The sequence below is a fragment of the Rhodopseudomonas sp. G2_2311 genome (genome assembly GCF_047501505.1).
Classification (GTDB): domain Bacteria; phylum Pseudomonadota; class Alphaproteobacteria; order Rhizobiales; family Xanthobacteraceae; genus Rhodopseudomonas; species Rhodopseudomonas palustris_H.
Map to the genome: position 1 here is coordinate 320,725 of NZ_JAZDRK010000004.1, position 22,882 is coordinate 343,606.

The following is a 22,882-nucleotide window of genomic DNA, read 5'->3' on the forward strand; positions in this document are numbered from 1 at the left end:
AGTTGAATGTTATCAAGGGCTCGCCGCGAGGCGCGCCCTTGTTTGTTAACTCACATTAACCATCCTCCATCTAGATTGCGGCACCGGGCTCGATTTCGCCATAGTCAGAGGGTTAAGGTTGACGATCGACTTGGGGTCACGGACGCCGTTTCCGGATCGCTAACTTCGGTAACGGCACGTCACCCTGCCACGCTGACTTGGGGTTCGCGGGCAGGGTTTGTTGGTCGACCATTGGTGGGGCTGTTTTCGTGCTGGCTGCACTTTCGCGCCGTCTCAAATCACTGTCGATGCCCAGGGCCGGTTACGGCGCCGTACTGACGACGGCATTGCTGCTGGCGGGCGCCGGCTCGGTCCACGACGCATCCGCGGTCGGCGACAGCCGGACCCTGTCGTTCCATCACACCCATTCGGGCGAAAGCCTCACCGTCACCTTCAAGCGCAGCGGCCGTTACGACGAAGACGCGCTGAAGCAGCTCAATCATTTCCTGCGCGACTGGCGGTCCCAGGAACAGACTGTGATGGACCGCCAACTGTTCGACATCCTGTGGGAAGTGTACCGGGACGTCGACGCCAAACAGCCCATCCAGATCATCTCCGCCTACCGCTCCCCTGCCACCAACGCCATGCTGCGCCGCCGCTCGTCGGGTGTGGCGCGCCACAGCCAGCACATGCAGGGCCACGCGATGGACTTCTTCATCCCGGGCGTGGCGCTGGAGCAGATCCGGTTCGCCGGCCTGCGGCTGCAGCGCGGCGGCGTCGGGTTCTATCCGACCTCCGGGTCGCCCTTCGTCCATCTCGATACCGGCGGTATCCGGCACTGGCCGCGGATGACCCCCGACCAGCTCGCCCGCGTGTTCCCGGACGGCCGCACCGTCCACATCCCGTCCAACGGCAAGCCGCTGCGTGGCTACGAGCTGGCGCTGGCGGACATCGAGAAGCGCCGCGACGGCAGCACCGTGGCCCCGGCCAAGACCAACTTCCTGGCCGCGCTGTTCGGCGGCAAGTCGCGTGACGACGAGGACGAAGCCGCCGCGACGGCGGCACCGTCCGGTGCCAAGCCGATGGCCGATATCAAGGTCGCGGCTGCTGATGCAGTTGCGGCTGCTGCGGGCGTCAAACCGGCCGACGTCGGCTCCAGCGATCCGGTGCCGATGCCGCGCGCCAAGCCCGTCGGCGCCATCCAGCTCGCCTCCGCCGGCGACGTCGTACTGCCGGCGCCGCGCCCGGCCCAAGCTGCCAAGGCAGAGGCCGCTAAGGCCGAGGCCAAGACTGCAGAGCCGAAGACGGCGGAGTCGAAGACGGCGGAGTCGAAGACCGCCGACGCCAAGCCGCAGAGCCCGGCCGACATCATCAACGCACGCGGGTTCTGGGACGACATTCCGGTGGCGCCGAAGCAGGCGAGCCCGGCCCAGGTCGCCGCCATCAGCGCCCGCCAGGCACTGGCCGCCGCCGACAAATCCGAACAGGCCGCAGCGATGAACGCGCTGGCCTACGCGCCGATGGCGCAGGACAATTCCTCCCAGCACGCCCAGACCCGCCATCCGCATGTCGTCACCGCCAGCGCCCCGCTGCCGCCGACGCGCGCCTCGCTGCAGCGGCACGCCGCGGTGTCGGGCAAGGTCGACAGTGTGATCGGCAAGTCGTCCGGTCAGGGCAAGACGGTGATCGCAACCTCGGCGCGTCTCGCCGCCGCCGGCAGCCGCGACAACGACGTCTGGATCCGCGCCATGATCCTGATGCCGCGGGCGATGCACACCGCCGCCACCGTGATCGGCGATCCCGACATGACGCTGCTGAGCGGCTATCTGGCCAAGCCCGAGGCGACACTGGCCACCAGCTTCGCTGACGATCCGCAGCCGGGCCTCTATGCCGACGCCTTCAGCGGCTCGGCGGTAGCGACGCTGACCACCACGGCATTCCCGGGCGACGCGTCGCGCTGACCTCTGCCGCAGGATCTGATTTGAAAAAAATGCCCGGGCTGGTCCCGGGCATTTTTGTTTTTGGAGCCTCACCGGATCGGCAGCATTGCGGGCCGATCCGGCAGCGGCAACAGACCAAACCCGGTCTCAGAGCATTCCGAGCGCCTGCATGTAGGTTTCCAGGATCGTCTCCTGCTCGGCGCGCTCATTGGCGTCCTGCTTGCGCATGCGGACGATGGTGCGCAGCGCCTTGACGTCGAAGCCGTTGCCCTTGGCCTCCGCATAGACGTCACGGATGTCGTCGGAGATCGTCTTCTTCTCTTCCTCGAGACGTTCGATCCGCTCGATGATCGCCCGAAGCTGGTCCTTGGCGAAATTGGTCGCGGGATCCTCTTGGACGGCGGCAGCGGAGGTGGCCATCGTGCACTCCTGGCAGATAATGATTGGAAAAAGCGGCGGGGCGGTCGCCTCGCGCGCCGCATCTGCGCCGGACACTCTTCGCCGCGGCGCCTCCCGTCAAGGGGCATCACGCCCATCCACAGCGACCCACAGCGGAAATCGCCGGTGCCGAAATTGCGCCTTGATGCGCGGCGTGACGGCGCCGCGTCAGTGACTGTGCGGGTGAGATTTCTTGAACGCTTCGACCTGGTCCGGCGTGGCAGCGCTCTGGTACTTCGCCTTCCAGGTTTCGTACGGCATGCCGTACACTGCCTCGCGGCTCTCGTCCCGGCTCAGTGCCACGCCTTGCGCATCGGCTGCGTCCTTCAGCCAGTTCGACAGACAGTTGCGACAGAACCCGGCGAGATTCATCAGGTCGATGTTCTGGACGTCGGTGCGTTCGCGCAGATGCGCCACCAGACGGCGAAACGCCGCCGCTTCCAGTTCGGTCCGGGTGCTGTCGTCCATGCGGTCACCTTTGCTCGGTCTTGCGGTCTTCCCCAGATGGGGACGGGCTGAGATTTTGCCACATCTGGGGGGTACAGCCGACTCCGCCGCGCGGCGAGCCCGCTGCCGGGCAGACCGCCCGCGGCGGCGCCGCCGTTGACAGGCCGCCCCTGTCACGCGAAATCATCAGCAAATTGGTATAGCTTGGCTGCATGATCATCACAGATTCCCTCCCCTTCCGGCATATCTGGGCCCGGCCCGCGGCCGCCGCGACGGCGGCGCTGGCCTTCGGCGTGCTGCTGTGCGGTAGCGCTCCGGCCGCCGCCGACTTCCGGCTGTGCAACAACACCTCGAGCCGGGTGGGAATCGCGCTGGGCTACAAGGACGTCGACGGCTGGACCACCGAGGGCTGGTGGAACGTGTCGTCGCGAAGCTGCGAGACGCTGCTGCGCGGCGCTTTGGTGGCGCGCTACTACTACATCTACGCGCTCGATTACGACCGCGGCGGCGAGTGGTCGGGCCAGGCCTTCATGTGCTCGCGCGACAAGGAATTCACCATCAAGGGGACCGAGAACTGCCTGGCGCGCGGCTTCGACCGCACCGGCTTCTTCGAGGTCGACACCGGCGAGCAGCGGGCCTGGACCGTGCAATTGACTGAAAGTAACGAACAGAACATGCAGAAGCTGCCGGGAATGCCCGGGGCGCCGGGGACCGGCTTGCCGGGCATTCCTCCGTCGCCGGGCCGCACCGCCCCCGCCACGCCTGGCAATCCAGGCGAGGCCGGGACCAAGCCATGAGACGCCTGCGCCGGATCAAGATCCTCGCCACGCTCGGCCCCGCCTCTTCCGACAGCGCGATGATCCGCAAGCTGTTCGAGGCCGGCGCCGACGTGTTCCGGATCAACATGAGCCACACCCCGCACGACAAGATGCGGGAGCTGGTGAAGACCATCCGTAACGTCGAGAGCAGCTACGGCCGCCCGATCGGCATCCTGGTCGATCTGCAGGGGCCGAAGCTGCGGCTCGGCTCGTTCGCCAACGGACCGATCCAGCTCAACAACGGCTCGAACTTCGTCCTCGACTCGATCAAAGAGCCGGGCGACGAGACGCGGGTGTATCTGCCGCATCCGGAGATCCTGGCCGCCCTCAAGGTCGGTGACGCACTGCTGCTCGACGATGGCAAGGTGCGTTTGATCTGCGAAGAGACCGTGGGCGATCGCGCGGTGACCCGCGTGGTGATCGGCGGCAAGATGAGCGACCGCAAGGGCGTCAGCCTGCCCGACACCGATCTGCCGATGTCGGCGATGACCAACAAGGACCGCGCCGACCTCGAAGCGGCGTGCGAGACCGGCATCGACTGGGTGGCGCTGAGCTTCGTGCAGCGCGCCGAGGACGTCGTCGAAGCCAAACGGATGATCCGCGGCCGCGCCGCCGTGATGGCCAAGATCGAGAAGCCGCAGGCGATCGACCGGCTGCAGGACATTCTCGATGTGTCCGACGCGCTGATGGTGGCGCGCGGCGACCTCGGCGTCGAGATGCCGCTCGAGCGGGTGCCGTCGCTCCAAAAGCAAATGACCCGCATGGCACGGCGCGCCGGCAAGCCGGTGGTGGTCGCGACCCAGATGCTGGAATCGATGATCTCCAGCCCGGTGCCGACCCGCGCCGAAGTCTCCGACGTCGCCACCGCGGTGTATGAAGGCGCCGACGCGATCATGCTGTCGGCCGAATCCGCCGCCGGCAAATATCCGGTCGAAGCGGTGTCGACGATGAACCGCATCGGCGAAGAAGTTGAGCGCGACGTCACCTATCGCACCGTGGTGACGGCGCAGCGCCCCGATCCGGAAGCGACCGCCGGCGACGCCATCGCCGGCGCAGCGCGGCAGATCGCCGAAACGCTCGATCTATCGGCGATCATCTGCTGGACCTCGTCGGGCTCGACGGCACTGCGGGTCGCACGCGAGCGGCCGAAGGTGCCGGTGGTGGCGATCACCCCGAGCATCAGCACCGGGCGCAAGCTGTCGGCGGTGTGGGGCGTGCATTGCGTCGTCGCCGAAGACGCCAAGGATCAGGACGACATGGTCGAGCGCGCCGGCCGCATCGCGTTCCGCGACGGCTTCGCCAAGTCCGGCCAGCGCGTCATCATCGTCGCCGGCGTCCCGCTCGGCACTCCGGGCGCCACCAACATGGTCCGCATTGCCTATGTCGGACCGAGCGACGCGGAGATGTGACTGAGGCTATACGATGAGAAGCGAGCCGATCGTCATTCCGGGGCGCCGCGCAGCGGCGAACCCGGAATCCCGAGATGTCCTGCCCTCAAGCCTAACAACCTCTGGATTCCGTGTTCGCAGGCTTCGCCTGCGCCCCGGAATGACTGAAGAAGAGCTCAGCTCACCAGCTTTGCATCCAGCGTGATCTTGGTGTTGAGCAGCTTCGAGACCGGACACCCGGCTTTGGCCTTGGCGGCGCAGTCCTGGAACGTGGCGTCGTCGGCGCCGGGGATTTTGGCGGTGAGCGTCAGATGGATCGCGGTGATGGCAAAGCCGTCGCCCTGCTTCTCCAACGTGACGTCCGCCTTGGTTTCCATCTGCTCGGCAGTGAGCTTGGCTTCGCCGAGGATCAGCGACAGCGCCATGGTGAAGCAGGCGGCGTGGGCGGCGCCGATCAGTTCCTCAGGGTTGGAGCCGGGCTTGCCTTCGAACCGGCTGGCGAAGCCGTAGGGATAGTCGGACAGCGCGCCGCTCTTGGTTGAGATCGCGCCCTTGCCGTCCTTGATGCCGCCCTGCCACTTCGCCGAACCGGATGTCGTGCTCATTGGGATCTCCCGTGCTGATGTCGAATCGACCGCGCGGCACATCGTCCGTGCGGCGACGGTTGAGGTGGACCTTGGATGTGGGGTGGTTCGGCCGGATTCAAAGCACGACGACGCTCGAAGCGCGTCAGATGTCGCGGCCCTCGACCTTCTCCGACAGCGTCTTGACGAGGTCGGGCACCTTGTCGAGATGCGGATTGAGCGCGAGCGCCCTGCGGAACGCATTGAGCGCCCGTTTGTCGTCGCCGAGTTCCTGCATGATCATCCCGAGGCCGGCGAGCGCACCGAAATGCCGCGGCTCGCGTGCCAGCACCTGCTCGATGTCTTCGAGCGAGTGCATGTAGTCGTTCTGCAAATAGTAAATCGTCGCGCGCCGGTTCCAGCCTTCGACGTAATCCGGCCTCAGCTTGACCACGGCGTCGAGCAGCTTCAATGCGACGTCGAACTGCTTGGCATCCATCGCCACCTTTGAGCGCGCCATCAGCAGCGCAGTGGTGTCGCTGGTGGTCTGGCTCCACAGCGCCCAGATCCGCCCTTCGACATGTTTGGCGCTGGCCTCATCCGGCGCAGCCTTCAGGGCAGCGAACAGGAAATCGAGGCCCTTGGTGCGGTCGGTCGGCACCCGCGGCAGTTTCTCCGGCGGTGCCGGCGGATGCGCGAGCGGCCTCTCCAGCGGATGCTTCGGTCCGTCCGGGGCCTGGGCTCGCGCGCTCTCAGGCACGCCCAGCGCCAAAGTTGCAAAGGCCAAGGCGCAGAGGCCGAACCGAAAATGTCGAGGAGCGAACGCCATTGCGACAGTCTAGACACGACAAAGCGCGCTGCAAAGCAGCGCGCGCGTCACAGCGGCGTGAGATCGAGGCGCGGGCCGCGAGCGGCCCAGCGCAATCAGCCCTGGCGGGCCTTGAACCGACGCTGGGTCTTGTTGATGACGTAGAGCCGGCCCTTACGGCGCACCAGGCGGTTTTCGCGGTGGCGGGTGAGCAGCGACTTCAGCGAGTTACGGACCTTCATGGGTCTATCCTGACTGTTTGAAAGGCCGTGACAATTGGCCGAATACAAAACGATAACAGCCCGCCGGCGGAAGCCCGCCCGGGTCGGTGCTGTATCTATCCAGCGACTCCCGGCCTGTCAATCGATCCGCCGCCGGAACCGGCAGGCCGTTGCGGAAAACCAGCGCTGAGCCGGCGGCCACACCAAGGTAGGGTGCAAAATTCGCCGGACGCCGACGGTTTGGGCCGCTTCACAGCTCCTCAAAATAATTATACACCATAATCAATTCTTCGCCGCCAAGACGGCGAGAAATGCCCGAAGGAAACGCCTGATGCTGAATCCCGACGATCTTGTCGCTATCGACATCCATACCCACGCCGAAGAACCGTGCGGCTCGCACCCCGACGACGGCTACGACGATTTCCAGGCGCGTATGGCGGAGTATTTCGGCTCGCCGCACAAGCATCCGCCGACCGTCCAGGAAACCGCCGCGTATTATCGCACCAAGAAGATCGCCGCGGTGATCTTTCCGGTCGACGCCGAACGTGAGACCGGCTTCCGCCGCTACAACAACGACGAGATGATCGAGATCGCGCGGCAGAATTCGGACGTGCTGATTCCGTTCGCCTCGATCGATCCGCACAAGGGCAAGCTCGGCGTGCGCGAGGCGCGGCGGCTGATTGCCGACTACGGCATCAAGGGCTTCAAATTCCATCCGACCATGCAGGGCTTCTATCCGAACGACCGGCTGGCCTATCCGCTGTACGAAGCGATCCAGGAAGGCGGCGCCATCGCGCTGTTCCACACCGGCCAGACCGGCGTCGGCTCCGGCATGCCGGGCGGCATGGGTATGCGGCTGAAGTACTCCAACCCGATGTATATGGACGACGTCGCCGCCGACTTCCCCGACATGAAGATCATCCTGGCGCATCCCTCCTTCCCCTGGCAGGAGGAGGCACTGTCGGTCGCGACCCACAAGCCGAACGTCTACATCGACCTGTCGGGATGGTCGCCGAAGTACTTCCCGCCGATCCTGGTGCGCTACATCAACTCGATTCTGCAGGACAAGATGCTGTTCGGCTCCGACTGGCCGGTGATCACCCCGGACCGCTGGCTGTCGGACTTCGCCAAGCTCGAGATCCGCGACGAGATCCGCCCGAAGGTGCTGAAGCAGAACGCCCGCAAGCTGCTGGGGATCTAGAACTATCCACCTTCGTCATTGCGAGCGAAGCGAAGCAATCCAGGAGCGCCGTGCACTGAGCCGCTGGATTGCTTCGTCGCTTCGCGCCTCGCAATGACGAAGAAAGGCTTCTTCACGGAAACAAACCGAGAGCTGCCACCCCATGCCGATTGCCGCCGTCGTGTTCGATGCCTATGGCACGCTGCATGACATCCAGTCGGTAGCGGCCGTCACCGAGCGGGAGTTTCCCGGCTATGGTGAGGTGATCACGCAGATCTGGCGGACCAAGCAGCTCGAATACACCTGGCTGCGCTCGCAGATGGGGACCTACGAGGACTTCGCCGTCGTCACCCGCGATTCGCTAGCCTACACGCTCGACTGTCTCGGCATCGAGGCCGGCGGCGGCGCATTCGAGCGGATCTTCGCAAAATATCTCGATCTCGCGCTCTATCCCGAAGCCCTTTCGGCGCTGGAGGCGCTTGCACCCTGCAAGCGGGCGATTCTGTCCAACGGCAGCCCGGATATGCTTGGCGCCCTCACCCGCAACACCGGCCTCCACCGCGTGCTCGACGACGTGATCAGCGTCGACGCAGCCAAGACATTCAAGCCGCATCCGCGCGCCTATGCGCTGGCCGAAGCGCGGCTCGGCGTGACGCCGCGTGAGATGTTGTTCGTGTCTTCCAATCCCTGGGACGTGGCGGGGGCGAAGGCATTCGGCTTCAACGTCGCCTGGATCGAGCGCGTCAGCCGCGAGGCGATGGCGCGCGAACTGCGGCGGCCTGGGCCGCTCTCGCCGCAGACGCTGTTCAAGGCGCTGCGCACCCAGATGGACGTGCTCGGCTTCGAGCCCGACCACCGCATTGGATCGCTGACGGCGCTGGCGGAGATCGTGGCCGGCCGCTGAGTTTGCGCCGTCGCAGGCTTTGCGGCATATCGGCTGCTCAGTTGCCGGCACGAAGCGCCGGCCTCGAGGAGCCGCATGAGTCTGGAATCCGTCCGCGCCTGGTTCGCCCAACACGCCCCCGATATCGCCGTGGAAGAATCGACGATGAGCTCGGCCACCGTGCCGCTCGCGGCCGAAGCCTATGGCGTGCCACCGGCGCAGATCGCCAAGACCCTGTCGTTGCGCGTCGGCGAGCGTGTAGTGCTGATCGTCACCAGCGGGACGATGCGGCTCGACAACAAGAAGGCGAAGGCGCTGCTCGGCGGCAAGCCGAAGATGCTCGGCGTTCACGAGGTCGCCGATCTCACCGGCCACGAGGTCGGCGGCGTCTGTCCGTTCGGCCTCAAGGCGCCGCTGCCGGTCTATTGCGACGTCTCGCTGAAGGCGTTCGATGTGGTCGTGCCGGCGGCGGGATCGACTCACAGCGCGGTGCGGATCGCCCCGCAGCGAATGGCCGAGCTGGTCGGCGCCGAATGGGTCGATGTCTGCGAGGACCGCAGCGAGCCGGCGCAGCCGTGAACACGACAACGGGGCCCGCGGGCCCCGTCATTGCTTGCATCAGTCATGAGACTCAGCGCCTGAGCGCGGCGATCACCAACGGCGCCAGCCGTAGTGGCGCCAGTACGGACGCGGCGGGCCATAATAGCGCGGGCCATAGAACCGCGGACCGTAGTAGCCGTAAGCGCCGTAGTAGTTCGGGCGCCACCAGCAGCGGCCCCAGGCGTTACAGACGTAACGCACCTGATCGACCTGGGCGGATGGACTGCCGGCAGCCTGTGCGGCGCCGGGGAGACCGTTCGGCATCGCCGCAGACGCGATGCCCGGCGCGAGCGCGACCGCGCTCAGAGCGGCTGCGGCAGCAACGGCGAGTTTCAGATTCATCGGACAACCTCCTTACGATCGAGAACCATCAGAACTGTCTCGAGCTTAGGAAGTTGCAGCTGAACGGGCGCTGACGAGCGAGTTCATCTAGATGAACTCGTGTTAACCTGTGCGGCACAATTGGTTCAGGCGCAGCACGCGATTAGCGTCTCGTCCTCTCGCGGCACCTTCGCTCACGCCGCCTTGCGCGGCTCCGCACCATCGCGATGAAGCGTCCGCAGGAAATCACGCACCGCGTCGCCGAGCGAGTGGGCCTGCTGCGCCAGCGTGCCCGACGCCGACAGCGTCACTTCGGCATGCTGCTCGGTCTCTGTGATGTTGCTACCGACGCCCTGGATATTGCCCGAGATGTCGCGGATGCCGGCGAACGCCTCTTCGATGTTGCGCGCGACCTCGCCGGTCGCGGCGGTCTGCGCCTCGACCGCGAGCGCGACTTGGTGCGTAATGTCGTCGACCTCGCCGATCGAACGGCCGATGCCGGAGATCGCATCGACGGCGGCGCGGGTGGTCTCCTGCACTTCGGCGATGCTGCGCGAGATGTCGCGCGTGGCATTGGCGGTCTGCTCGGCGAGCGACTTCACCTCCTGCGCCACCACCGAGAAGCCGCGGCCGGCGTCACCGGCGCGTGCTGCCTCGATCGTGGCATTGAGCGCCAACAGATTGGTCTGGGATGCGATCTCTTCGATCAACTGCACGATCGCGCCGATCCGTTCGGTGGCGGTCGACAGGCTGCCGACGGTGTCGCGGGCGTGATCGGAGGCCGCCACCGCGGCCTGCGCGATCGAGGCCGAACGGTTGACGCTGCTGAGAATCTCGTTGGCCGAGGCGGTCAATTCGGCAGTCGCCGCCGCCACCGTTTCCATGTTGGTCGAGGCCTGCTCGCTAGCGGCCGACACCGCCAGGGTGCGATCGCGGGTCGCGATCACGCCGCGGTTGAGGCTGGTCGCGGTCTCGCCCATGTTGCTGGAGGCGGCACCGACCGCGTCGATCACCGTGCCGATCGCAGTCTCGAACTCGGCGGTGTTGGCGTTGAACGCCGCAACCCGTGTCTCGATCGCCTGCATCGCTTCATTGATGGTGCGGCTGGCGATCAGCAGCGAGCCGCGCAGGCCCTGCGGCAGGATGTGCCGATAGTATTTGTCGTCGCGGATCGCCGCCATCGCGGCGCTGGACTCGCGCACGAACGCATCGCAGCGGTCGATCATGTCGTTGAACCTGCTCTGCATCTGAAGCAGTCGGCCGCCGTCGCGATAGCCGATCAGCCGGGCCTCGAAATCGCCGTCGGCGATCCGGCCGCAGACCTCGTCGATCTGAGTCAGCATCCGGCCCAGCCGCAGCAGCATCGCGGCAACGCCGGCGGCGCCGAGGAGCGATGCGCCGAGCCCGACCTGCGACAGCAGGGGCAAACCGAACACCACACCCGCCGCGGCAGCAAGCGAGCCGACCACGGTGATGGCGAGACAGAGACCGGCCTTAGAGAGAGAAGACAAGTTGGTCATAGGAAATGTTCTTCGATCTGACGAAATCGATCATGTGCTGATAACCGGCCGCCAGCGCATCCTTGCCGTTGCGGTGCCGGGCTTCCTGCGCCAGCAGCTCGGCATAGACGGGCTCCAGCGCGGCAACGACCCGGCGCTCCGGCACGCGGCGATTAGAGTGATAGCCGATCACCGTACCCTTGGAGTCGAAGGACGGCGTGACGTGGGCGAATACCCAATAATGATCGCCGTGCTTCGTCATGTTCTTGACGTAAGCGAAGATCTCGCGGCCTTCGGCGAGCGTGTCCCACAGCAACTTGAACACACAGCGTGGCATGTCGGGATGCCGCACAATCGAATGCGGCTGGCCCAGCAATTCGGCTTCGCTGTAGCCGCAGATGTCGGTGAACACGCGGTTGGCGTAGGTGATCCGACCCTTCAGGTCGGTTTTGGACACGATGATGTCGTCGGCGTCGAAGAATACTTCAACGCCCGTGGGCTTGACGGAAGAGGTCACGGCAAATTCCGGTTCAGCAGCTGAGAACGACTTGCACGGACACTCATGACGGCCCCGGTCCGGCCACGCAAAGCTACGAGTCAGGTCTTAATAGTTAGTTCGCTCAACCACTGACTACATCGCTATAAATCGGCATTCGACGTCACTGTGTTGTTACTTAGATGCTCACGAATTGGGCTGTGACAACTTGCGTTGTAGTGATTTTCCTGACGCGGCTCCTGAGCTCGCAATCTCAGCCTGCCTCACTCAACTCGCTGCCTGCCAGCAAAGTGATCAGCAACGATTAGAAGCTTTCCAACACGTATGAACAACTCGCCGTCATCGCACATCCAGGTGAGCACACACTCAGATCATTTGAGATGCCGAGACAGGCTCACAACCTCATGCGCGCACTAGCGCAAGGCCCGCAGTTGACGGCACACGTTGCGTATGACGGCGCGGGGTGACGGCGTCCCTGCCACACCGAACCGAATCTTAACATCTGGTTGCTAGACGAGATCGACGCCGCGTCGCGCCCGATGCGGTCGGTTCGGGGAAACGCTTTTGGCTGTCATGGATTCTCCACCAGCAACGCCCCTGGCGGCGCTGAAAGCGCGCCTCACCGCTCTGTTCGGCGGTTCCAACGAAGCTTCGCTCACCAACCGGCTCGCGGGCACCATCTTCCTGATCCGTGTCGTCAGTGCAGGCCTCGCCTATGGGGCGCAGATCCTGCTGGCGCGCTGGATGGGCGGCTCGGATTACGGCATCTACGTCTATGTCTGGACCTGGGTGCTGCTGCTCGGATCGATGCTGGATTTCGGCATCTCCGCCTCGGCCCAGAAGATCATTCCGGAATATCGCGCGCGCGGCGAGCTCGACCGGCTGCGCGGCTTTCTGTCCGGCAGCCGTTGGGGCACGCTGGCGGCCTCGAGCGTGGTGTCGCTGCTGCTCGCGCTCCTGGTCTGGGCACTGGCGCCGCGGATCGGCGACGCCACCGTCGTGCCGCTGTATCTCGGTTGCCTGACGCTGCCGGCCTTCGTCGTGGCCAACACCCAGGACGGCATCGCCCGCTCGCACGACTGGATGCGGCTCGGGCTGATGCCGCAATTCATCATCCGGCAGGCGCTGATCATCGGCTTCACCGCCGGGCTGTTCGTGCTCGGCTTCGAGCTCGGCGCCGTGGCCGCGATGGCGGCGAGCTGTGCGGCAGTGTGGATCGCGATGCTCGGACAGATGATCGCGCTCAACCGCCGGCTCGCCGGCCACGTCCCGCCCGGCCCGCGTGCCTACGACATCCGCGGCTGGCTCGCCACCTCACTGCCGATCCTGCTGGTCGAGAGCTTCTATCTGCTGTTGTCCTACACCGACGTGCTGGTGCTGCAGCAGTTCAGCACGCCGGAGGAAGTCGGTATCTACTATGCGGTGGTGAAGACGCTGGCGCTGGTGTCGTTCATTCACTACGCGATGTCGGCCACCACCGCGCATCGCTTCACCGAATACAACGCCGCCGGCGACAAAGTCCGATTGGCGGCGTATGTCCGCCACGCGATCGTGTGGACGTTCTGGCCGTCGCTGGTCGCAACGCTGGCGCTGCTGGCGCTCGGCGAACCGCTGCTGTGGCTGTTCGGGCCGCAATTCACGTCCGGCTACGGCATCATGTTCGTCGCCGCGATCGGCCTGATGGTCCGCGCCGCGATCGGCCCGGTGGAACGGCTGCTCAACATGCTCGGCCACCAGCATGTCTGCGCGCTCGCTTACGCGCTGGCGTTCGCAGTCAATCTCGCGCTGTGCCTGATCCTGGTGCCCCGCTTCGGCGGCTACGGCGCCGCCGCCGCCACCTCCGCAGCCCTCACCTTCGAAACCGTGATGCTGTTCTGGATCGTCCGCAAACGCCTCGGCCTGCACGTGTTGGCGTTCGGCGCGAAGGCGCACTGAGACGACTTAAGGCTCTGTTCGAGGCAGTTCGGATATGGCTGCGCATTGACATTTGTCTATACAAATGCCTATTTGGCTAGAGGCGGCCGATGAAAGTTGCCGGCTTTGATTGGGATCTCGGAAACCGAGCCAAATGCGCCAAACATGGCGTGACGGTCGCCGAAATCGAAGGCCTGTTTCGCGGCCCGGTAAGCGTGTTTCCTGATCCGGCTCACTCCACGACCGAGGAGCGCTTCAAGGCAATTGGCCGCACCGAAGCGGGACGAATGGTGTTCGTGGTCTTCACCCTCAGAACGCTGCGCGAGCGAACGCTCATCCGGCCTATTAGCGCCCGCTACATGCACCGCAAGGAGATCGCCGCCTATGAAGAAGAAGCTGCCAAAGCTGGAAAGTGACGCCGAGGCGGAAGCCTTCGTCGCCGACGCGGACCTCTCCGATTACGACCTGTCGGGCATGGTCACCATGCAGTTCGAAATGAAGCCGAAAGACAAATCGGTCAACCTGCGACTGCCGGAGCAACTGCTGTCTGCCGTCCGCCAGCAGGCGAAGGCTGCAGGTGTCCCCTATCAACGCTACATCCGGATGGCTCTGGAGCAAGCAGTGCAAAAGCGGGCGAAAAGATAGCCGCAAGCATCAAGCGGCGCTGACCTTCGAAACCGTGATGCTGTTCTGGATCGTCCGCAAACGCCTCGGCCTGCATGTGCTGGCGTTCGGCAGCAAAGGCTAGATCAAGCGGTCTGGACGCTACTGACCGTCTCACCGTCTCGTGCTATAGTTTCAGAATGAGCGCGGACAACCTCGAGGATCTGATCAAGCGGGCGGAATCCTGGCCGGTGGCGGCGCGGGAGGAACTGGCCGCTGTCGCTCGCGAGATCGAAAGCGAGCTTCAGGCCGACCGGTATCACGCCAGCGCCGAAGAACTGCGGATCATCGATGCTGCGGTTGCTGCGCTCGACGCAGGCGAACAGGCAACCGACGACGAAATCCGAACTGCGTTCGCCAAATTCGGTCGATGAAGGTCGTTTACTCCCGGCAGGCTCTCGCCGACATCGACCAGATCTCCGCCTATTACGGCGAGCACGCAAGCCCGAGAGTTGCCCGATCGATCGGCGCGCGGATCGAAAATGTGATTGCTCGGATCGCATCGGCTCCCGCTTCGGCGCCCAAGGTCACACAACGTCCCGACATTCGATCGGCAGCCGTGGTGCGCTATCCATTTCGGGTCTTCTATCGCGTGCAAGAATCCAAGATCGAGATTCTGCACATCCGTCATACGGCGCGAGCGCCGATGCAGCAGAGCGATTAGGCGCCCTACTCATCGACCAACGTTGTCGCCCGGCTTTACGGGCGATCCAGTGTTCCACGGCCATGACGCTCTGGAATACTGGATCCTCCGCTTGCGCGGAGGATGACGTTCGTTCGTGAGGCGAAGGCGGAGCCCGACCGAATGTGGGCGGCCTCAACCCGCCTTAAGCCGCAGTCCAGCCGCCGTCCATCGACAGGTTGGCGCCGGTGATCTGGCTGGCGTCGTCGCCGCAGAGGTAGACCGCAAGTGCCGCGACCTGCTCCGGCGTGACGAACTGCTTGGTCGGCTGAGCGGCGAGCAGGACGTCGTTGATCACCTGCTCCTTGGTGAGGCCACGCGCCTTCATGGTGTCGGGGATCTGCTTTTCAACCAGCGGCGTCCAGACGTAGCCGGGCGAGATGCAGTTGCAGGTGATCTTGTGGGTGGCGAGCTCCAGCGCCACCGTCTTGGTCAGGCCGGCGATGCCGTGCTTGGCGGCCACATAGGCCGACTTGAACGGCGAGGCAACCAGCGAGTGTGCCGAGGCGGTGTTGATGATGCGGCCCCAGCCGCGCTTCTTCATACCCGGCACCGCGGCGCGGATGCCGTGGAACGCTGACGAGAGGTTGATGCCAATGATCGCGTCCCACTTCTCGACCGGGAAGTCCTCGACCGGCGACACGAACTGGATGCCCGCGTTGTTGACGAGGATATCGACCGAACCGAAGGTGGTTTCGCCGAGCTTGATCATCTCGGCGATCTCGGCGGGCTTCAGCATGTCGGCCGGCGAATATACTGCCTTGACGGCGAAGTCGGTCTCGATCGCCTTGCGCTCCTTCTCGATCGCGTCCGCGTCGCCCATGCCGTTGATCACGACGTTGGCGCCGGCCTTGGCGAAGGCGCGCGCATAGCTGAGCCCGATGCCCGAGGTCGAGCCGGTCACGACCGCCGTCTTGCCTGTCAGATTCGTCATCATCCGCTCCTGTTCGCGAGGTTGAGAAAGCGGCGCAGATCGGGCCGCTTATTCGAATGCATCCCGGGTGAGGTCCCAGGTCACCATGGTCTCGCCGTCCTGCGGCGCCTGTTGCCAGCTCTGGTCGCGCATCGAGACGTAGACGTCCTGCTCGCCGGCCTTCCAATGCTCGATCATGTTCAGCCGGGAGAAATCGTAGTCCTTCGACGACGCCTCATAGTCCCGCTTACGATAGATCAGATGCACGACGGTGACGGTGTTCTCTTTGGCCGCCTCATGCAGGATGGCGTAGGCCGGATCGTCACGCAATTCCGCCGGCAGCCGATCGATCAGATCGCGCAGCGCCTTGCGGGTGTTGTGGATCATCTTGTTCTTGTCGGTATTCAGCCGCGTGCGGCTGGAATAGCGGATGTCCTTCTCGCGCTCGGCGGCCTCCAGCAGTGTTTCCGGCAGGCGGCCGCGGGAGCTGAACAGATCGACCTGAAAGATCAAGAGATCGTCACGCTGCTCGCAGTCCAGCACGTAGTCGAGCGGCGTGTTGGAGGCGACGCCGCCGTCCCAATAATACTCGCCGTCGATCTCGATCGCCGGAAAGCCGGGCGGCAGCGCGGCCGAAGCCATGATGTGCTCAGGGCCGATGGTCTGCTTGGTGGTATCGAAATATACGAAGTTGCCGGTGACGATATTGACCGCTCCGACACTCAGGCGGATGCCGTTGTGGTTGAGGCGGTCGAAATCGACCAGCCGCTCCAGCGTCGAACGCAGCGGCGCGGTGTCGTAATAGCTGAGGTGGGAGGGCTTTCCAGACGGCAGCAGATGCGTCGGCGGAAACCGCGGGGTGAAGAAGCCCGGCACCCCGAAGGTGGCGATCATCGCCGCCGAGGTCTCGTTGAACAGCGAATGCACATGGTCGTCGTGCAGCAGCGGCTGCCACGGCACCGGCGACGACGCCATCTCCCAGAACTGCTTCAGCTTCTCGACGCGCTGCTCGCGCGGATTGCCGGCGATGATCGCGGCATTGATGGCGCCGATCGAAATGCCGGCGAGCCATTGCGGCTCGAAATCGTGATGGCACAGCGCCTGATAGGCGCCGGCCTGATACGCGCCGAGCGCCCCGCCGCCTTGCAGCACCAGCACGCGGCGCGCGTCGCAGGGCCTTGCGGCCTTCCTTTGCGGTGTCGAGTCCATCTGGTCGGTCGCACCTTAAGCAAGAACGCCGGCAACTTGGCGATGCGCGGCGCCAGCGTCAATTGCGCCAAGGGCGGGAGCCGATCACGCCCGGTTTATCGCGGCGTGTCGGTGGAAGCGAGGATCATGGTCCAGAACACCTTGTATTTGGTGCCCGGCGCATAGCTGGCGGCGATGCCGATCCGGTCGACGCCATTCTTCAGCATGTTGGCCCGATGCGGCGGCGAATCCCGCCAGCCCGAAAAAGCTTCCGCCAGTGTGTGATAGCCCGCCGAGACGTTCTCGACCGCAACCGCTGCCGGATACCCCGAGGCGTTCAGCCGCTGCGCCAGCGGCGCCTTGACGTCATGGTCGAGCTTGTTGCGCCTTGCCATGGTCGAGGACTGGTCCTCGGCCAGCTTGGTCAGAGCCGGATCGACCGTCACCGGACCGAGCCCGTTGTTCTGGCGATATTGTGAGATCATGACGGCCGCTGCGGCGACATCGACCTTGGCACCCTCGCGCGCCATGCTCTGATACATCGACGGCGTATCGACCGACGGTGCGACATCGCCGCCGGCACAACCGGCCAGCACCAACAGGCCGAGAACGGCCATCACCCCGCGAAACATTGTCCAGATTCCCCATTCGCGCGCGATCGGCACTGCCGGCCCGTCACCGGCTCACGACGCGCCGGGCAGTTGTTGCACGTCAACAGTGGCTGAAAGGTGAAGATGGGCGCCCGAGCGCTTGCGACCGAGAGCACCAGCAATTCGCGCGAAAAAACGCGCCAAACAAACGAGACCAATCGGGTTGCGGGCATCAAAACGGCAACGGCCCGGACTTGCGTCCGGGCCGCGAGCAGTCGCCGTGGAGGTTCAGGCGGCGGCCGCCGACTTCGAGGTGGGGACCGACGAAATCGTCTTCAGAACCTGGGACGCGATCTGGTAGGGGTCGCCCTGCGAGTTCGGGCGGCGATCTTCCAGATAGCCCTTGTAGCCGTTGTTGACGAAGGAGTGCGGCACACGGATCGAGGCGCCGCGATCGGCGATGCCGTAGGAGAACTTGTTCCACGGTGCGGTCTCGTGCTTGCCGGTGAGCCGCATGTGGTTGTCCGGACCGTACACCGCGATATGGTCGTCGAGGTTGTCTTCGAACGCCTTCATCAGGGATTCGAAATACTCCTTGCCGCCGACTTCCCGCATGTAGCTGGTCGAGAAATTGCAGTGCATGCCCGAGCCGTTCCAGTCGGTGTCGCCGAGCGGCTTGCAGTGGAACTCGATATCGATGCCGTACTTCTCGGTGAGACGCAGCATCAGGTAGCGCGCCATCCACATCTGGTCGGCGGCGGTCTTCGAACCCTTGCCGAACACCTGGAATTCCCACTGGCCCTTCGCCACTTCGGCATTGATGCCTTCGTGGTTGATGCCGGCTGCGAGGCAGAGGTCGAGATGCTCTTCGACGATTTGGCGGGCGATGTCACCGACGTGCTTGTAGCCGACGCCGGTGTAATACGGGCCCTGCGGCGCCGGATAGCCGGCCTCGGGGAAGCCGAGCGGGCGGCCGTTCTTGTAGAAGAAGTATTCCTGTTCGAAGCCGAACCAGGCGCCTTCGTCGTCCAGAATGGTGGCGCGGGTGTTGGTCGGATGCGGGGTGACGCCGTCCGGCATCATCACTTCGCACAGAACCAGAATGCCGTTGTTCCGCGCAGCGTCCGGGTACATCGCGACCGGCTTCAGCACGCAGTCCGAGCTATGGCCTTCGGCCTGCATCGTGGACGAGCCGTCGAACCCCCACAGGGGAAGCTGCTCGAGCGTCGGATAGATCTCGAATTCCTTGATGGTGGTCTTGCCGCGCAGGTTGGGCGTCGGCTTGTAGCCGTCGAGCCAAATGTACTCGAGCTTGTACTTGGTCATGCGGTCCTCTCGTTGGAGATGCCACCGGCATTCGGCCGATGACGGACACGGAACCGCACCCGGCGGCCTTCGGTCCTGCGAACATGAAGCATTTAATATGCCAAAATGAGCCAAATCGCCGCAGGCAGATCCGCAGCGGTCGCGCGGCAACTTCTATGCGCGAGACAGTATCGGCCCTGCCCCGTCGCGGAGCGCGGAACGCCAGATTCCTCCGTATTTCCCCGCACCCACGGCGGTGAACAAAATTAACCCCCTCGGGCGCACGATTTTGTCGGAAGGGGGAGTGCGCAACCAAGCCATCCCGGCCGCGTTGCATCAATCCAATGCCGAGTTCGTCAGCAAACGGGCGAATGCGCAAAGAATCGCCAGCGGCTGGTTCTTTGTTGATCATTCTGCCTGCACGCGAAGCAATCGCGTTATCATCCGTTGCGACGCGCGGCCGGACCGCTCGTCGAGCCAGCTTCATCGACCCGAAGGAGAGAAAGGAGAGATCGCGTGAGTAGCCTGAATCAGACCTCCGCCAAGATCTACCAGTTCCCGGTCGGCGGCCGGGATGGAGCCAACCGCACCGCGCTTCCGAGCAGCGAAGCGGCGTCGAATCCGGCCAATATCCTGACCTGCTCGAGCTGGTATCACGAGATCGCGATGCTTGAAGAGCAGTCCACCAAGCGGCCATGACACCGCAGCTTGCGCGGCGCCGCCGCCGCGATCATCAGAGCGACTGACGAAGGGCCGGCGCACGCGTTCGGCCCTTTTTGTTGCGCCGGGTCGGCCGCCTGATCGTCAGACGCCGAAGATCGACCAGCCCATGCGCTTGGTCAGCGCTTCGAGCGCGACACGACCGAGATGGGAGTTGCCCGCGGCATCGAGCCCCGGCGCCCACACCGCGATCGAGGCTTTGCCCGGCGCCACCGCGAGGATGCCGCCGCCGACGCCGCTCTTGCCCGGCAGGCCGACCCGATAGGCGAATTCGCCCGAACCGTCATAGTGGCCGCAGGTCAGCATCAGCGCGTTGATGCGGCGGGCGCGTTCGCTCGACACCACGTTGAGTCCGGTCGACGGGTTCTGGCCGTTATGCGCCAGGAAGCGGCCGGCCATCGCCAGCTGTCGGCAGCTCATCGCGATCGCGCAGTGATGGAAATAGACGCCGAGCGTGTACTCGACCGGATTGTCCAGCACCCCGAACGATTTCATGTAATTGGCGAGCGCCGCGTTGCGGAATCCGGTGCGCTGCTCGGACTTCGCCACCGCTTCATCGATCGCGACGGTGGGATCGCCGGCCAGAAACTGCATGAAGCGCAGGATCTCGCCGAGCGCTTCGCGCGGCTGATGCCCGGACAGGATCAGATCGGTGACGGCGATCGCGCCGGCATTGATGAACGGATTGCGCGGAATGCCGCGCTCGTGCTCGAGCTGTACGATCGAGTTGAAGGCGGAGCCCGACGGCTCACGGCCGACCCGCCGCCACAGCCGATCGCCGGCCTTGCCGAGCGCCAGCGTCAGCGTGAACACCTTCGAGATGCTCTGGATCGAGAACGGCACGTCGGCATCACCGGCGGCGGCGACATGGCCGTCGGCACCGATCACCGCGAGGCCGAAGGCTTTCGGATCGACCCGCGCCAGTTCCGGAATGTAGCTCGCCACCTCGCCGCGGTCCGTCCGCTGCGCCATCTCATCGGCGATTTCGGCAACGATACGGTCGAGAAGCTGATTGCTCATGGCGGCGCATTTGATGCAAAGCGCGCACCAGGTCAATCGACAAAGACAGCGCCGTCATTGCGAGGAGCGCAGCGACGAAGCAATCCATGCCGCACGCGGGGCGCTGGATTGCTTCGCTGCGCTCGCAATGACGAATGCGTTCGGGCTACGTCGCCGACGTCAGATGCCGCTGGCGGCGGAGCTGCAGCGCGCTGCGGTGACCGTCGCCGGTCGGCTGATAGAATTCGGTGTAGCGATGCGTCGCTTCGCCGAAGGCGTGCGCGTCGGCTTCCTTCTTGACGTCGAGCGCGTCGAAGCCATTGCGGACCAGGAAGGTGAACTGGTCGCGCAGCACCTGCCCGGTGGCGCGCAGTTCGCCGCGATAACCATAGACCTCGCGCAGCCGCCGCGCTTGGCTGTGGGCCCGGCCATCCTTGTAGGTCGGAAACACCAGCGCAATCAGCGCCAGCCGGTCGAGCCAAGGCTTCAGCTCGGCGACATCGCGGTTGTTCGGCCAGATCACGCCGAGCGGGCTGTTGCGCGCCACCAGCCGCTCGGGATCGGCCAGGAAGCGCGTAGCCGAGATCAGCACCGAACCAGCGGCCGGCAACTCTGCGTCGTCGGCGACGAGTACGAACTCATCGGTCGCAATCTGTCCGTTCTTAACGAGTGGCATAGACCCGCTCCTTGAAGGGCTCGACGCCGAGGCGCTTGACGGCGTCGACGAACAATTCGTCCGGCCGCTGCCGCAGGCTGAGATAGGCCTCGACGATATCTTCGATCACGTCGGCGACTTCGCCGTACGGCACCGCGGGGCCGATCAGCACCCCGAGCTCAGCGCCCTCGTCGGCACGACCGCCGATGGTGATCTGATAGAACTCCTCGCCGTTCTTCTCGACGCCGAGAATGCCGATGTGGCCAACGTGGTGATGGCCGCAGGCATTGATGCAGCCGGAAATGTTGATGTGCAGCCGCCCGATCAGCGCGGCGGTCTCGGGGCTGGCGAACCGGCGCGAGAGTTCCTGAGCGATCGGGATCGACCGCGCATTCGCCAGCGAGCAGTAATCGAGGCCCGGGCAAGCAATGATGTCACTGACCAGACCGACGTTCGGCGTGGCGAGGGCGAGCTTGTCGAGCGCGGCCCACAGCGCCGGCAGGTCGCGCTTGGCAACGTGCGGCAACACCAGATTCTGCTCATGGCCGACGCGGATCTCGCCGAACGAGTATTTGTCGGCAAGGTCGGCGACCGCATCCATCTGCTCGGCGGTGGCATCACCGGGCGGGCCGCCTGCCGGCTTCAGCGACAACGTCACGATGGCATAGCCATCATGCCGGTGCGGCGCGACCGAGTTGTTGCGCCACGCTTCGAACCGCGCATCGCCGGCCGCGGCGCGCAGCTCGTCGGGTTCGGCCGGTAGCTTCTCATAGGCCGGATAGATGAAGCGCGAGCGGATGTCCTCGATCATCTCGTCGTCGAGCGTCAGCGGTCCGTCGGCAATCTCGGACCATGCCTGCTCGACCTCGGCGGCGAACTTCTCGATCCCGAGCTCGTGCACCAGGATCTTGATGCGCGCCTTGTAGATGTTGTCGCGGCGTCCGTACTGATTGTAGACGCGCAGGATCGCCTCGATGTAGCTGAGGATGTCGTGCCCCTTCACGAAGGACTTGATGGTCCTGCCAATGAATGGACTGCGGCCGAGCCCGCCGCCGACCAGCACTTCGAAGCCGGTTTCGCCGGCGTCGTTCCTGACCAGCTTCAGCCCGATGTCGTGGATCTTGATCGCGGCGCGGTCGTGATCGGACGCCGTGATGGCGAACTTGAACTTGCGCGGCAGGAACGAGAATTCCGGATGCAGCGCGGTGTGCTGGCGCAGGATTTCGGCCCAGACCCGCGGATCCTCGATCTCGCCCGGCGCGACGCCGGCCCACTGATCGGCGGTGACGTTGCGGGTGCAATTGCCGGAGGTCTGCATCGCGTGAATGCCGACCTCGGCGAGCTCAGCGAGCGCATCCGGCAGATCGGCGAGCGCGATCCAATTGAACTGGATGTTCTGGCGCGTCGTGAAATGACCGTAGCCGCGGTCGTAGGTCCGCGCGACATGAGCCAGCTTGCGAAGCTGCTCGGAGGACAGCGTCCCGTAAGGAATGGCGACGCGGAACATGTAGGCGTGGAGTTGCAGATACACGCCGTTCATCAGCCGCAGCGGCTTGAACTCGTCTTCGGTCAGCTCGCCGTTGAGACGGCGGCGCACCTGATCGCGGAATTCGTCGACGCGCTCGTGGACAATGGCGCGATCGATCTCGTCGTAAGCATACATGGAACAGCC

28 protein-coding genes are annotated in these 22,882 nt (G+C 64.7%); 13 read left to right on the plus strand and 15 right to left on the minus strand.

Annotation, left to right across the window (positions count from 1 at the left end; translation table 11 throughout):
- Nucleotides 1-287 precede the first annotated feature (287 nt).
- Nucleotides 288-1,940 (plus strand): DUF882 domain-containing protein, encoded by a 1,653-nt coding sequence (locus VRZ08_RS09210; protein WP_414532363.1) that lies wholly within the window; start codon nucleotides 288-290, stop codon nucleotides 1,938-1,940.
- A gap of 126 nt (nucleotides 1,941-2,066) precedes the next feature.
- On the opposite strand, the gene VRZ08_RS09215 is transcribed toward VRZ08_RS09210, so the two are convergent.
- Together VRZ08_RS09215 and VRZ08_RS09220 are read right to left on the minus strand one after the other, a co-directional pair.
- On the minus strand, nucleotides 2,067-2,339 hold the full coding sequence (locus tag VRZ08_RS09215; protein ID WP_012497443.1) for a DUF2312 domain-containing protein: 273 nt from the start codon (nucleotides 2,337-2,339) through the stop codon (nucleotides 2,067-2,069).
- Between the two features lie 186 nt (nucleotides 2,340-2,525).
- Entirely contained in the window at nucleotides 2,526-2,825 is a 300-nt protein-coding gene (locus VRZ08_RS09220) for a DUF1244 domain-containing protein (RefSeq protein WP_107356782.1), read from the minus strand.
- A 191-nt stretch (nucleotides 2,826-3,016) separates the two neighbouring features.
- Here VRZ08_RS09220 and VRZ08_RS09225 point away from each other — a divergent pair, with 191 nt between their 5' ends.
- Both VRZ08_RS09225 and pyk read left to right on the plus strand, forming a co-directional pair.
- Nucleotides 3,017-3,601, plus strand: coding sequence for a DUF1036 domain-containing protein (locus VRZ08_RS09225; protein ID WP_107356783.1), 585 nt, complete (start codon nucleotides 3,017-3,019; stop codon nucleotides 3,599-3,601).
- Complete coding sequence (gene pyk, locus VRZ08_RS09230) at nucleotides 3,598-5,031, plus strand: pyruvate kinase (RefSeq protein ID WP_164634118.1); 1,434 nt, start codon at nucleotides 3,598-3,600, stop codon at nucleotides 5,029-5,031. Before VRZ08_RS09225 ends, pyk begins: the two co-directional genes overlap by 4 nt.
- A 155-nt stretch (nucleotides 5,032-5,186) precedes the next feature.
- Here pyk and VRZ08_RS09235 read toward each other — a convergent pair whose 3' ends face one another.
- The 3 genes from VRZ08_RS09235 to ykgO all read right to left on the minus strand — a co-directional run bounded on the left by VRZ08_RS09235 (nucleotide 5,187) and on the right by ykgO (nucleotide 6,623).
- Nucleotides 5,187-5,615, minus strand: coding sequence for an OsmC family protein (locus VRZ08_RS09235; protein ID WP_164574186.1), 429 nt, complete (start codon nucleotides 5,613-5,615; stop codon nucleotides 5,187-5,189).
- 124 nt (nucleotides 5,616-5,739) lie between these two features.
- Nucleotides 5,740-6,402, minus strand: a complete 663-nt coding sequence (locus tag VRZ08_RS09240; protein WP_414532364.1) for a tetratricopeptide repeat protein — start codon at nucleotides 6,400-6,402, stop codon at nucleotides 5,740-5,742.
- Between the two features lie 95 nt (nucleotides 6,403-6,497).
- On the minus strand, nucleotides 6,498-6,623 hold the full coding sequence (gene ykgO / locus VRZ08_RS09245; protein ID WP_011159732.1) for a type B 50S ribosomal protein L36: 126 nt from the start codon (nucleotides 6,621-6,623) through the stop codon (nucleotides 6,498-6,500).
- A gap of 310 nt (nucleotides 6,624-6,933) precedes the next feature.
- Here ykgO and VRZ08_RS09250 point away from each other — a divergent pair, with 310 nt between their 5' ends.
- The 3 genes from VRZ08_RS09250 to VRZ08_RS09260 all read left to right on the plus strand — a co-directional run bounded on the left by VRZ08_RS09250 (nucleotide 6,934) and on the right by VRZ08_RS09260 (nucleotide 9,244).
- Nucleotides 6,934-7,803 carry an amidohydrolase family protein gene (locus tag VRZ08_RS09250; protein WP_414532365.1) on the plus strand — a complete coding sequence of 290 codons (870 nt, stop codon included), beginning with the start codon at nucleotides 6,934-6,936 and terminating at the stop codon, nucleotides 7,801-7,803.
- Between the two features lie 142 nt (nucleotides 7,804-7,945).
- Nucleotides 7,946-8,686, plus strand: a complete 741-nt coding sequence (locus VRZ08_RS09255; protein WP_414532366.1) for a haloacid dehalogenase type II — start codon at nucleotides 7,946-7,948, stop codon at nucleotides 8,684-8,686.
- A gap of 75 nt (nucleotides 8,687-8,761) precedes the next feature.
- Nucleotides 8,762-9,244 carry a YbaK/EbsC family protein gene (locus tag VRZ08_RS09260; RefSeq protein ID WP_264074501.1) on the plus strand — a complete coding sequence of 161 codons (483 nt, stop codon included), beginning with the start codon at nucleotides 8,762-8,764 and terminating at the stop codon, nucleotides 9,242-9,244.
- Between the two features lie 72 nt (nucleotides 9,245-9,316).
- Here the strand turns inward: VRZ08_RS09260 and VRZ08_RS09265 are convergent, their stop codons facing one another.
- The 3 genes from VRZ08_RS09265 to VRZ08_RS09275 all read right to left on the minus strand — a co-directional run bounded on the left by VRZ08_RS09265 (nucleotide 9,317) and on the right by VRZ08_RS09275 (nucleotide 11,602).
- The gene (locus VRZ08_RS09265; RefSeq protein ID WP_107356790.1) at nucleotides 9,317-9,607 is read right to left on the minus strand and encodes a hypothetical protein; all 291 of its coding nucleotides are present in this window, start codon (nucleotides 9,605-9,607) and stop codon (nucleotides 9,317-9,319) included.
- Between the two features lie 173 nt (nucleotides 9,608-9,780).
- On the minus strand, nucleotides 9,781-11,106 hold the full coding sequence (locus VRZ08_RS09270) for a methyl-accepting chemotaxis protein (protein ID WP_414532367.1): 1,326 nt from the start codon (nucleotides 11,104-11,106) through the stop codon (nucleotides 9,781-9,783).
- Nucleotides 11,081-11,602 carry a PAS domain-containing protein gene (locus VRZ08_RS09275; protein WP_107356792.1) on the minus strand — a complete coding sequence of 174 codons (522 nt, stop codon included), beginning with the start codon at nucleotides 11,600-11,602 and terminating at the stop codon, nucleotides 11,081-11,083. The genes VRZ08_RS09270 and VRZ08_RS09275 overlap by 26 nt, the downstream gene beginning before the upstream one ends.
- 552 nt (nucleotides 11,603-12,154) lie before the next feature.
- Here VRZ08_RS09275 and VRZ08_RS09280 point away from each other — a divergent pair.
- The 5 genes from VRZ08_RS09280 to VRZ08_RS09300 all read left to right on the plus strand — a co-directional run bounded on the left by VRZ08_RS09280 (nucleotide 12,155) and on the right by VRZ08_RS09300 (nucleotide 14,822).
- Complete coding sequence (locus VRZ08_RS09280) at nucleotides 12,155-13,516, plus strand: lipopolysaccharide biosynthesis protein (RefSeq protein WP_414532368.1); 1,362 nt, start codon at nucleotides 12,155-12,157, stop codon at nucleotides 13,514-13,516.
- 89 nt (nucleotides 13,517-13,605) lie between these two features.
- The gene (locus VRZ08_RS09285) at nucleotides 13,606-13,911 is read left to right on the plus strand and encodes a BrnT family toxin (RefSeq protein WP_107345808.1); all 306 of its coding nucleotides are present in this window, start codon (nucleotides 13,606-13,608) and stop codon (nucleotides 13,909-13,911) included.
- Nucleotides 13,880-14,140, plus strand: a complete 261-nt coding sequence (locus VRZ08_RS09290; RefSeq protein WP_107345809.1) for a BrnA antitoxin family protein — start codon at nucleotides 13,880-13,882, stop codon at nucleotides 14,138-14,140. Before VRZ08_RS09285 ends, VRZ08_RS09290 begins: the two co-directional genes overlap by 32 nt.
- A 158-nt stretch (nucleotides 14,141-14,298) precedes the next feature.
- Nucleotides 14,299-14,532, plus strand: a complete 234-nt coding sequence (locus VRZ08_RS09295; protein WP_346295555.1) for a hypothetical protein — start codon at nucleotides 14,299-14,301, stop codon at nucleotides 14,530-14,532.
- The gene (locus tag VRZ08_RS09300; protein ID WP_414532369.1) at nucleotides 14,529-14,822 is read left to right on the plus strand and encodes a type II toxin-antitoxin system RelE/ParE family toxin; all 294 of its coding nucleotides are present in this window, start codon (nucleotides 14,529-14,531) and stop codon (nucleotides 14,820-14,822) included. The genes VRZ08_RS09295 and VRZ08_RS09300 overlap by 4 nt, the downstream gene beginning before the upstream one ends.
- Nucleotides 14,823-14,985: 163 nt before the next feature.
- Here VRZ08_RS09300 and VRZ08_RS09305 read toward each other — a convergent pair whose 3' ends face one another.
- The 4 genes from VRZ08_RS09305 to VRZ08_RS09320 form a co-directional block, all read right to left on the minus strand.
- Nucleotides 14,986-15,774: a 3-hydroxybutyrate dehydrogenase gene (locus VRZ08_RS09305; protein ID WP_107346717.1), complete on the minus strand. Its 789-nt coding sequence runs from the start codon at nucleotides 15,772-15,774 to the stop codon at nucleotides 14,986-14,988.
- 48 nt (nucleotides 15,775-15,822) lie between these two features.
- Entirely contained in the window at nucleotides 15,823-16,962 is a 1,140-nt protein-coding gene (locus tag VRZ08_RS09310; RefSeq protein WP_414532370.1) for a DUF3734 domain-containing protein, read from the minus strand.
- A gap of 95 nt (nucleotides 16,963-17,057) precedes the next feature.
- The gene (locus tag VRZ08_RS09315) at nucleotides 17,058-17,573 is read right to left on the minus strand and encodes a CAP domain-containing protein (protein ID WP_012497455.1); all 516 of its coding nucleotides are present in this window, start codon (nucleotides 17,571-17,573) and stop codon (nucleotides 17,058-17,060) included.
- A 246-nt stretch (nucleotides 17,574-17,819) separates the two neighbouring features.
- Nucleotides 17,820-18,857, minus strand: coding sequence for a glutamine synthetase beta-grasp domain-containing protein (locus VRZ08_RS09320; RefSeq protein ID WP_107345811.1), 1,038 nt, complete (start codon nucleotides 18,855-18,857; stop codon nucleotides 17,820-17,822).
- Nucleotides 18,858-19,140: 283 nt separating this feature from the next.
- On the opposite strand from VRZ08_RS09320, the gene VRZ08_RS09325 reads away from it, so the two are divergent.
- Together VRZ08_RS09325 and VRZ08_RS09330 are read left to right on the plus strand one after the other, a co-directional pair.
- Nucleotides 19,141-19,356 carry a hypothetical protein gene (locus tag VRZ08_RS09325; protein ID WP_164571509.1) on the plus strand — a complete coding sequence of 72 codons (216 nt, stop codon included), beginning with the start codon at nucleotides 19,141-19,143 and terminating at the stop codon, nucleotides 19,354-19,356.
- On the plus strand, nucleotides 19,353-19,535 hold the full coding sequence (locus VRZ08_RS09330) for a DUF2735 domain-containing protein (RefSeq protein WP_012497457.1): 183 nt from the start codon (nucleotides 19,353-19,355) through the stop codon (nucleotides 19,533-19,535). Before VRZ08_RS09325 ends, VRZ08_RS09330 begins: the two co-directional genes overlap by 4 nt.
- Before the next feature lie 105 nt (nucleotides 19,536-19,640).
- On the opposite strand, the gene VRZ08_RS09335 is transcribed toward VRZ08_RS09330, so the two are convergent.
- From VRZ08_RS09335 to VRZ08_RS09345, 3 genes are all read right to left on the minus strand, one after another.
- Nucleotides 19,641-20,576 carry a glutaminase gene (locus VRZ08_RS09335; protein WP_414532371.1) on the minus strand — a complete coding sequence of 312 codons (936 nt, stop codon included), beginning with the start codon at nucleotides 20,574-20,576 and terminating at the stop codon, nucleotides 19,641-19,643.
- A gap of 145 nt (nucleotides 20,577-20,721) precedes the next feature.
- Entirely contained in the window at nucleotides 20,722-21,231 is a 510-nt protein-coding gene (locus VRZ08_RS09340; protein ID WP_414532372.1) for a DUF934 domain-containing protein, read from the minus strand.
- Nucleotides 21,218-22,873: a nitrite/sulfite reductase gene (locus VRZ08_RS09345; RefSeq protein WP_414532373.1), complete on the minus strand. Its 1,656-nt coding sequence runs from the start codon at nucleotides 22,871-22,873 to the stop codon at nucleotides 21,218-21,220. Before VRZ08_RS09345 ends, VRZ08_RS09340 begins: the two co-directional genes overlap by 14 nt.
- Nucleotides 22,874-22,882: the final 9 nt, after the last annotated feature.

What these genes read in the sequence shown, in the direction of transcription:
- VRZ08_RS09210 (WP_414532363.1), top strand. Translation starts at nt 288, where the DNA reads ATGCCCAGGGCCGGTTACGGCGCCGTACTGACGACGGCATTGCTGCTG.
- VRZ08_RS09215 (WP_012497443.1), bottom strand. Translation starts at nt 2,339, where the DNA reads ATGGCCACCTCCGCTGCCGCCGTCCAAGAGGATCCCGCGACCAATTTC.
- VRZ08_RS09220 (WP_107356782.1), bottom strand. Translation starts at nt 2,825, where the DNA reads ATGGACGACAGCACCCGGACCGAACTGGAAGCGGCGGCGTTTCGCCGT.
- VRZ08_RS09225 (WP_107356783.1), top strand. Translation starts at nt 3,017, where the DNA reads ATGATCATCACAGATTCCCTCCCCTTCCGGCATATCTGGGCCCGGCCC.
- pyk (WP_164634118.1), top strand. Translation starts at nt 3,598, where the DNA reads ATGAGACGCCTGCGCCGGATCAAGATCCTCGCCACGCTCGGCCCCGCC.
- VRZ08_RS09235 (WP_164574186.1), bottom strand. Translation starts at nt 5,615, where the DNA reads ATGAGCACGACATCCGGTTCGGCGAAGTGGCAGGGCGGCATCAAGGAC.
- VRZ08_RS09240 (WP_414532364.1), bottom strand. Translation starts at nt 6,402, where the DNA reads ATGGCGTTCGCTCCTCGACATTTTCGGTTCGGCCTCTGCGCCTTGGCC.
- ykgO (WP_011159732.1), bottom strand. Translation starts at nt 6,623, where the DNA reads ATGAAGGTCCGTAACTCGCTGAAGTCGCTGCTCACCCGCCACCGCGAA.
- VRZ08_RS09250 (WP_414532365.1), top strand. Translation starts at nt 6,934, where the DNA reads ATGCTGAATCCCGACGATCTTGTCGCTATCGACATCCATACCCACGCC.
- VRZ08_RS09255 (WP_414532366.1), top strand. Translation starts at nt 7,946, where the DNA reads ATGCCGATTGCCGCCGTCGTGTTCGATGCCTATGGCACGCTGCATGAC.
- VRZ08_RS09260 (WP_264074501.1), top strand. Translation starts at nt 8,762, where the DNA reads ATGAGTCTGGAATCCGTCCGCGCCTGGTTCGCCCAACACGCCCCCGAT.
- VRZ08_RS09265 (WP_107356790.1), bottom strand. Translation starts at nt 9,607, where the DNA reads ATGAATCTGAAACTCGCCGTTGCTGCCGCAGCCGCTCTGAGCGCGGTC.
- VRZ08_RS09270 (WP_414532367.1), bottom strand. Translation starts at nt 11,106, where the DNA reads ATGACCAACTTGTCTTCTCTCTCTAAGGCCGGTCTCTGTCTCGCCATC.
- VRZ08_RS09280 (WP_414532368.1), top strand. Translation starts at nt 12,155, where the DNA reads ATGGATTCTCCACCAGCAACGCCCCTGGCGGCGCTGAAAGCGCGCCTC.
- VRZ08_RS09285 (WP_107345808.1), top strand. Translation starts at nt 13,606, where the DNA reads ATGAAAGTTGCCGGCTTTGATTGGGATCTCGGAAACCGAGCCAAATGC.
- VRZ08_RS09290 (WP_107345809.1), top strand. Translation starts at nt 13,880, where the DNA reads ATGAAGAAGAAGCTGCCAAAGCTGGAAAGTGACGCCGAGGCGGAAGCC.
- VRZ08_RS09295 (WP_346295555.1), top strand. Translation starts at nt 14,299, where the DNA reads ATGAGCGCGGACAACCTCGAGGATCTGATCAAGCGGGCGGAATCCTGG.
- VRZ08_RS09300 (WP_414532369.1), top strand. Translation starts at nt 14,529, where the DNA reads ATGAAGGTCGTTTACTCCCGGCAGGCTCTCGCCGACATCGACCAGATC.
- VRZ08_RS09305 (WP_107346717.1), bottom strand. Translation starts at nt 15,774, where the DNA reads ATGACGAATCTGACAGGCAAGACGGCGGTCGTGACCGGCTCGACCTCG.
- VRZ08_RS09310 (WP_414532370.1), bottom strand. Translation starts at nt 16,962, where the DNA reads ATGGACTCGACACCGCAAAGGAAGGCCGCAAGGCCCTGCGACGCGCGC.
- VRZ08_RS09315 (WP_012497455.1), bottom strand. Translation starts at nt 17,573, where the DNA reads ATGTTTCGCGGGGTGATGGCCGTTCTCGGCCTGTTGGTGCTGGCCGGT.
- VRZ08_RS09320 (WP_107345811.1), bottom strand. Translation starts at nt 18,857, where the DNA reads ATGACCAAGTACAAGCTCGAGTACATTTGGCTCGACGGCTACAAGCCG.
- VRZ08_RS09335 (WP_414532371.1), bottom strand. Translation starts at nt 20,576, where the DNA reads ATGAGCAATCAGCTTCTCGACCGTATCGTTGCCGAAATCGCCGATGAG.
- VRZ08_RS09340 (WP_414532372.1), bottom strand. Translation starts at nt 21,231, where the DNA reads ATGCCACTCGTTAAGAACGGACAGATTGCGACCGATGAGTTCGTACTC.
- VRZ08_RS09345 (WP_414532373.1), bottom strand. Translation starts at nt 22,873, where the DNA reads ATGTATGCTTACGACGAGATCGATCGCGCCATTGTCCACGAGCGCGTC.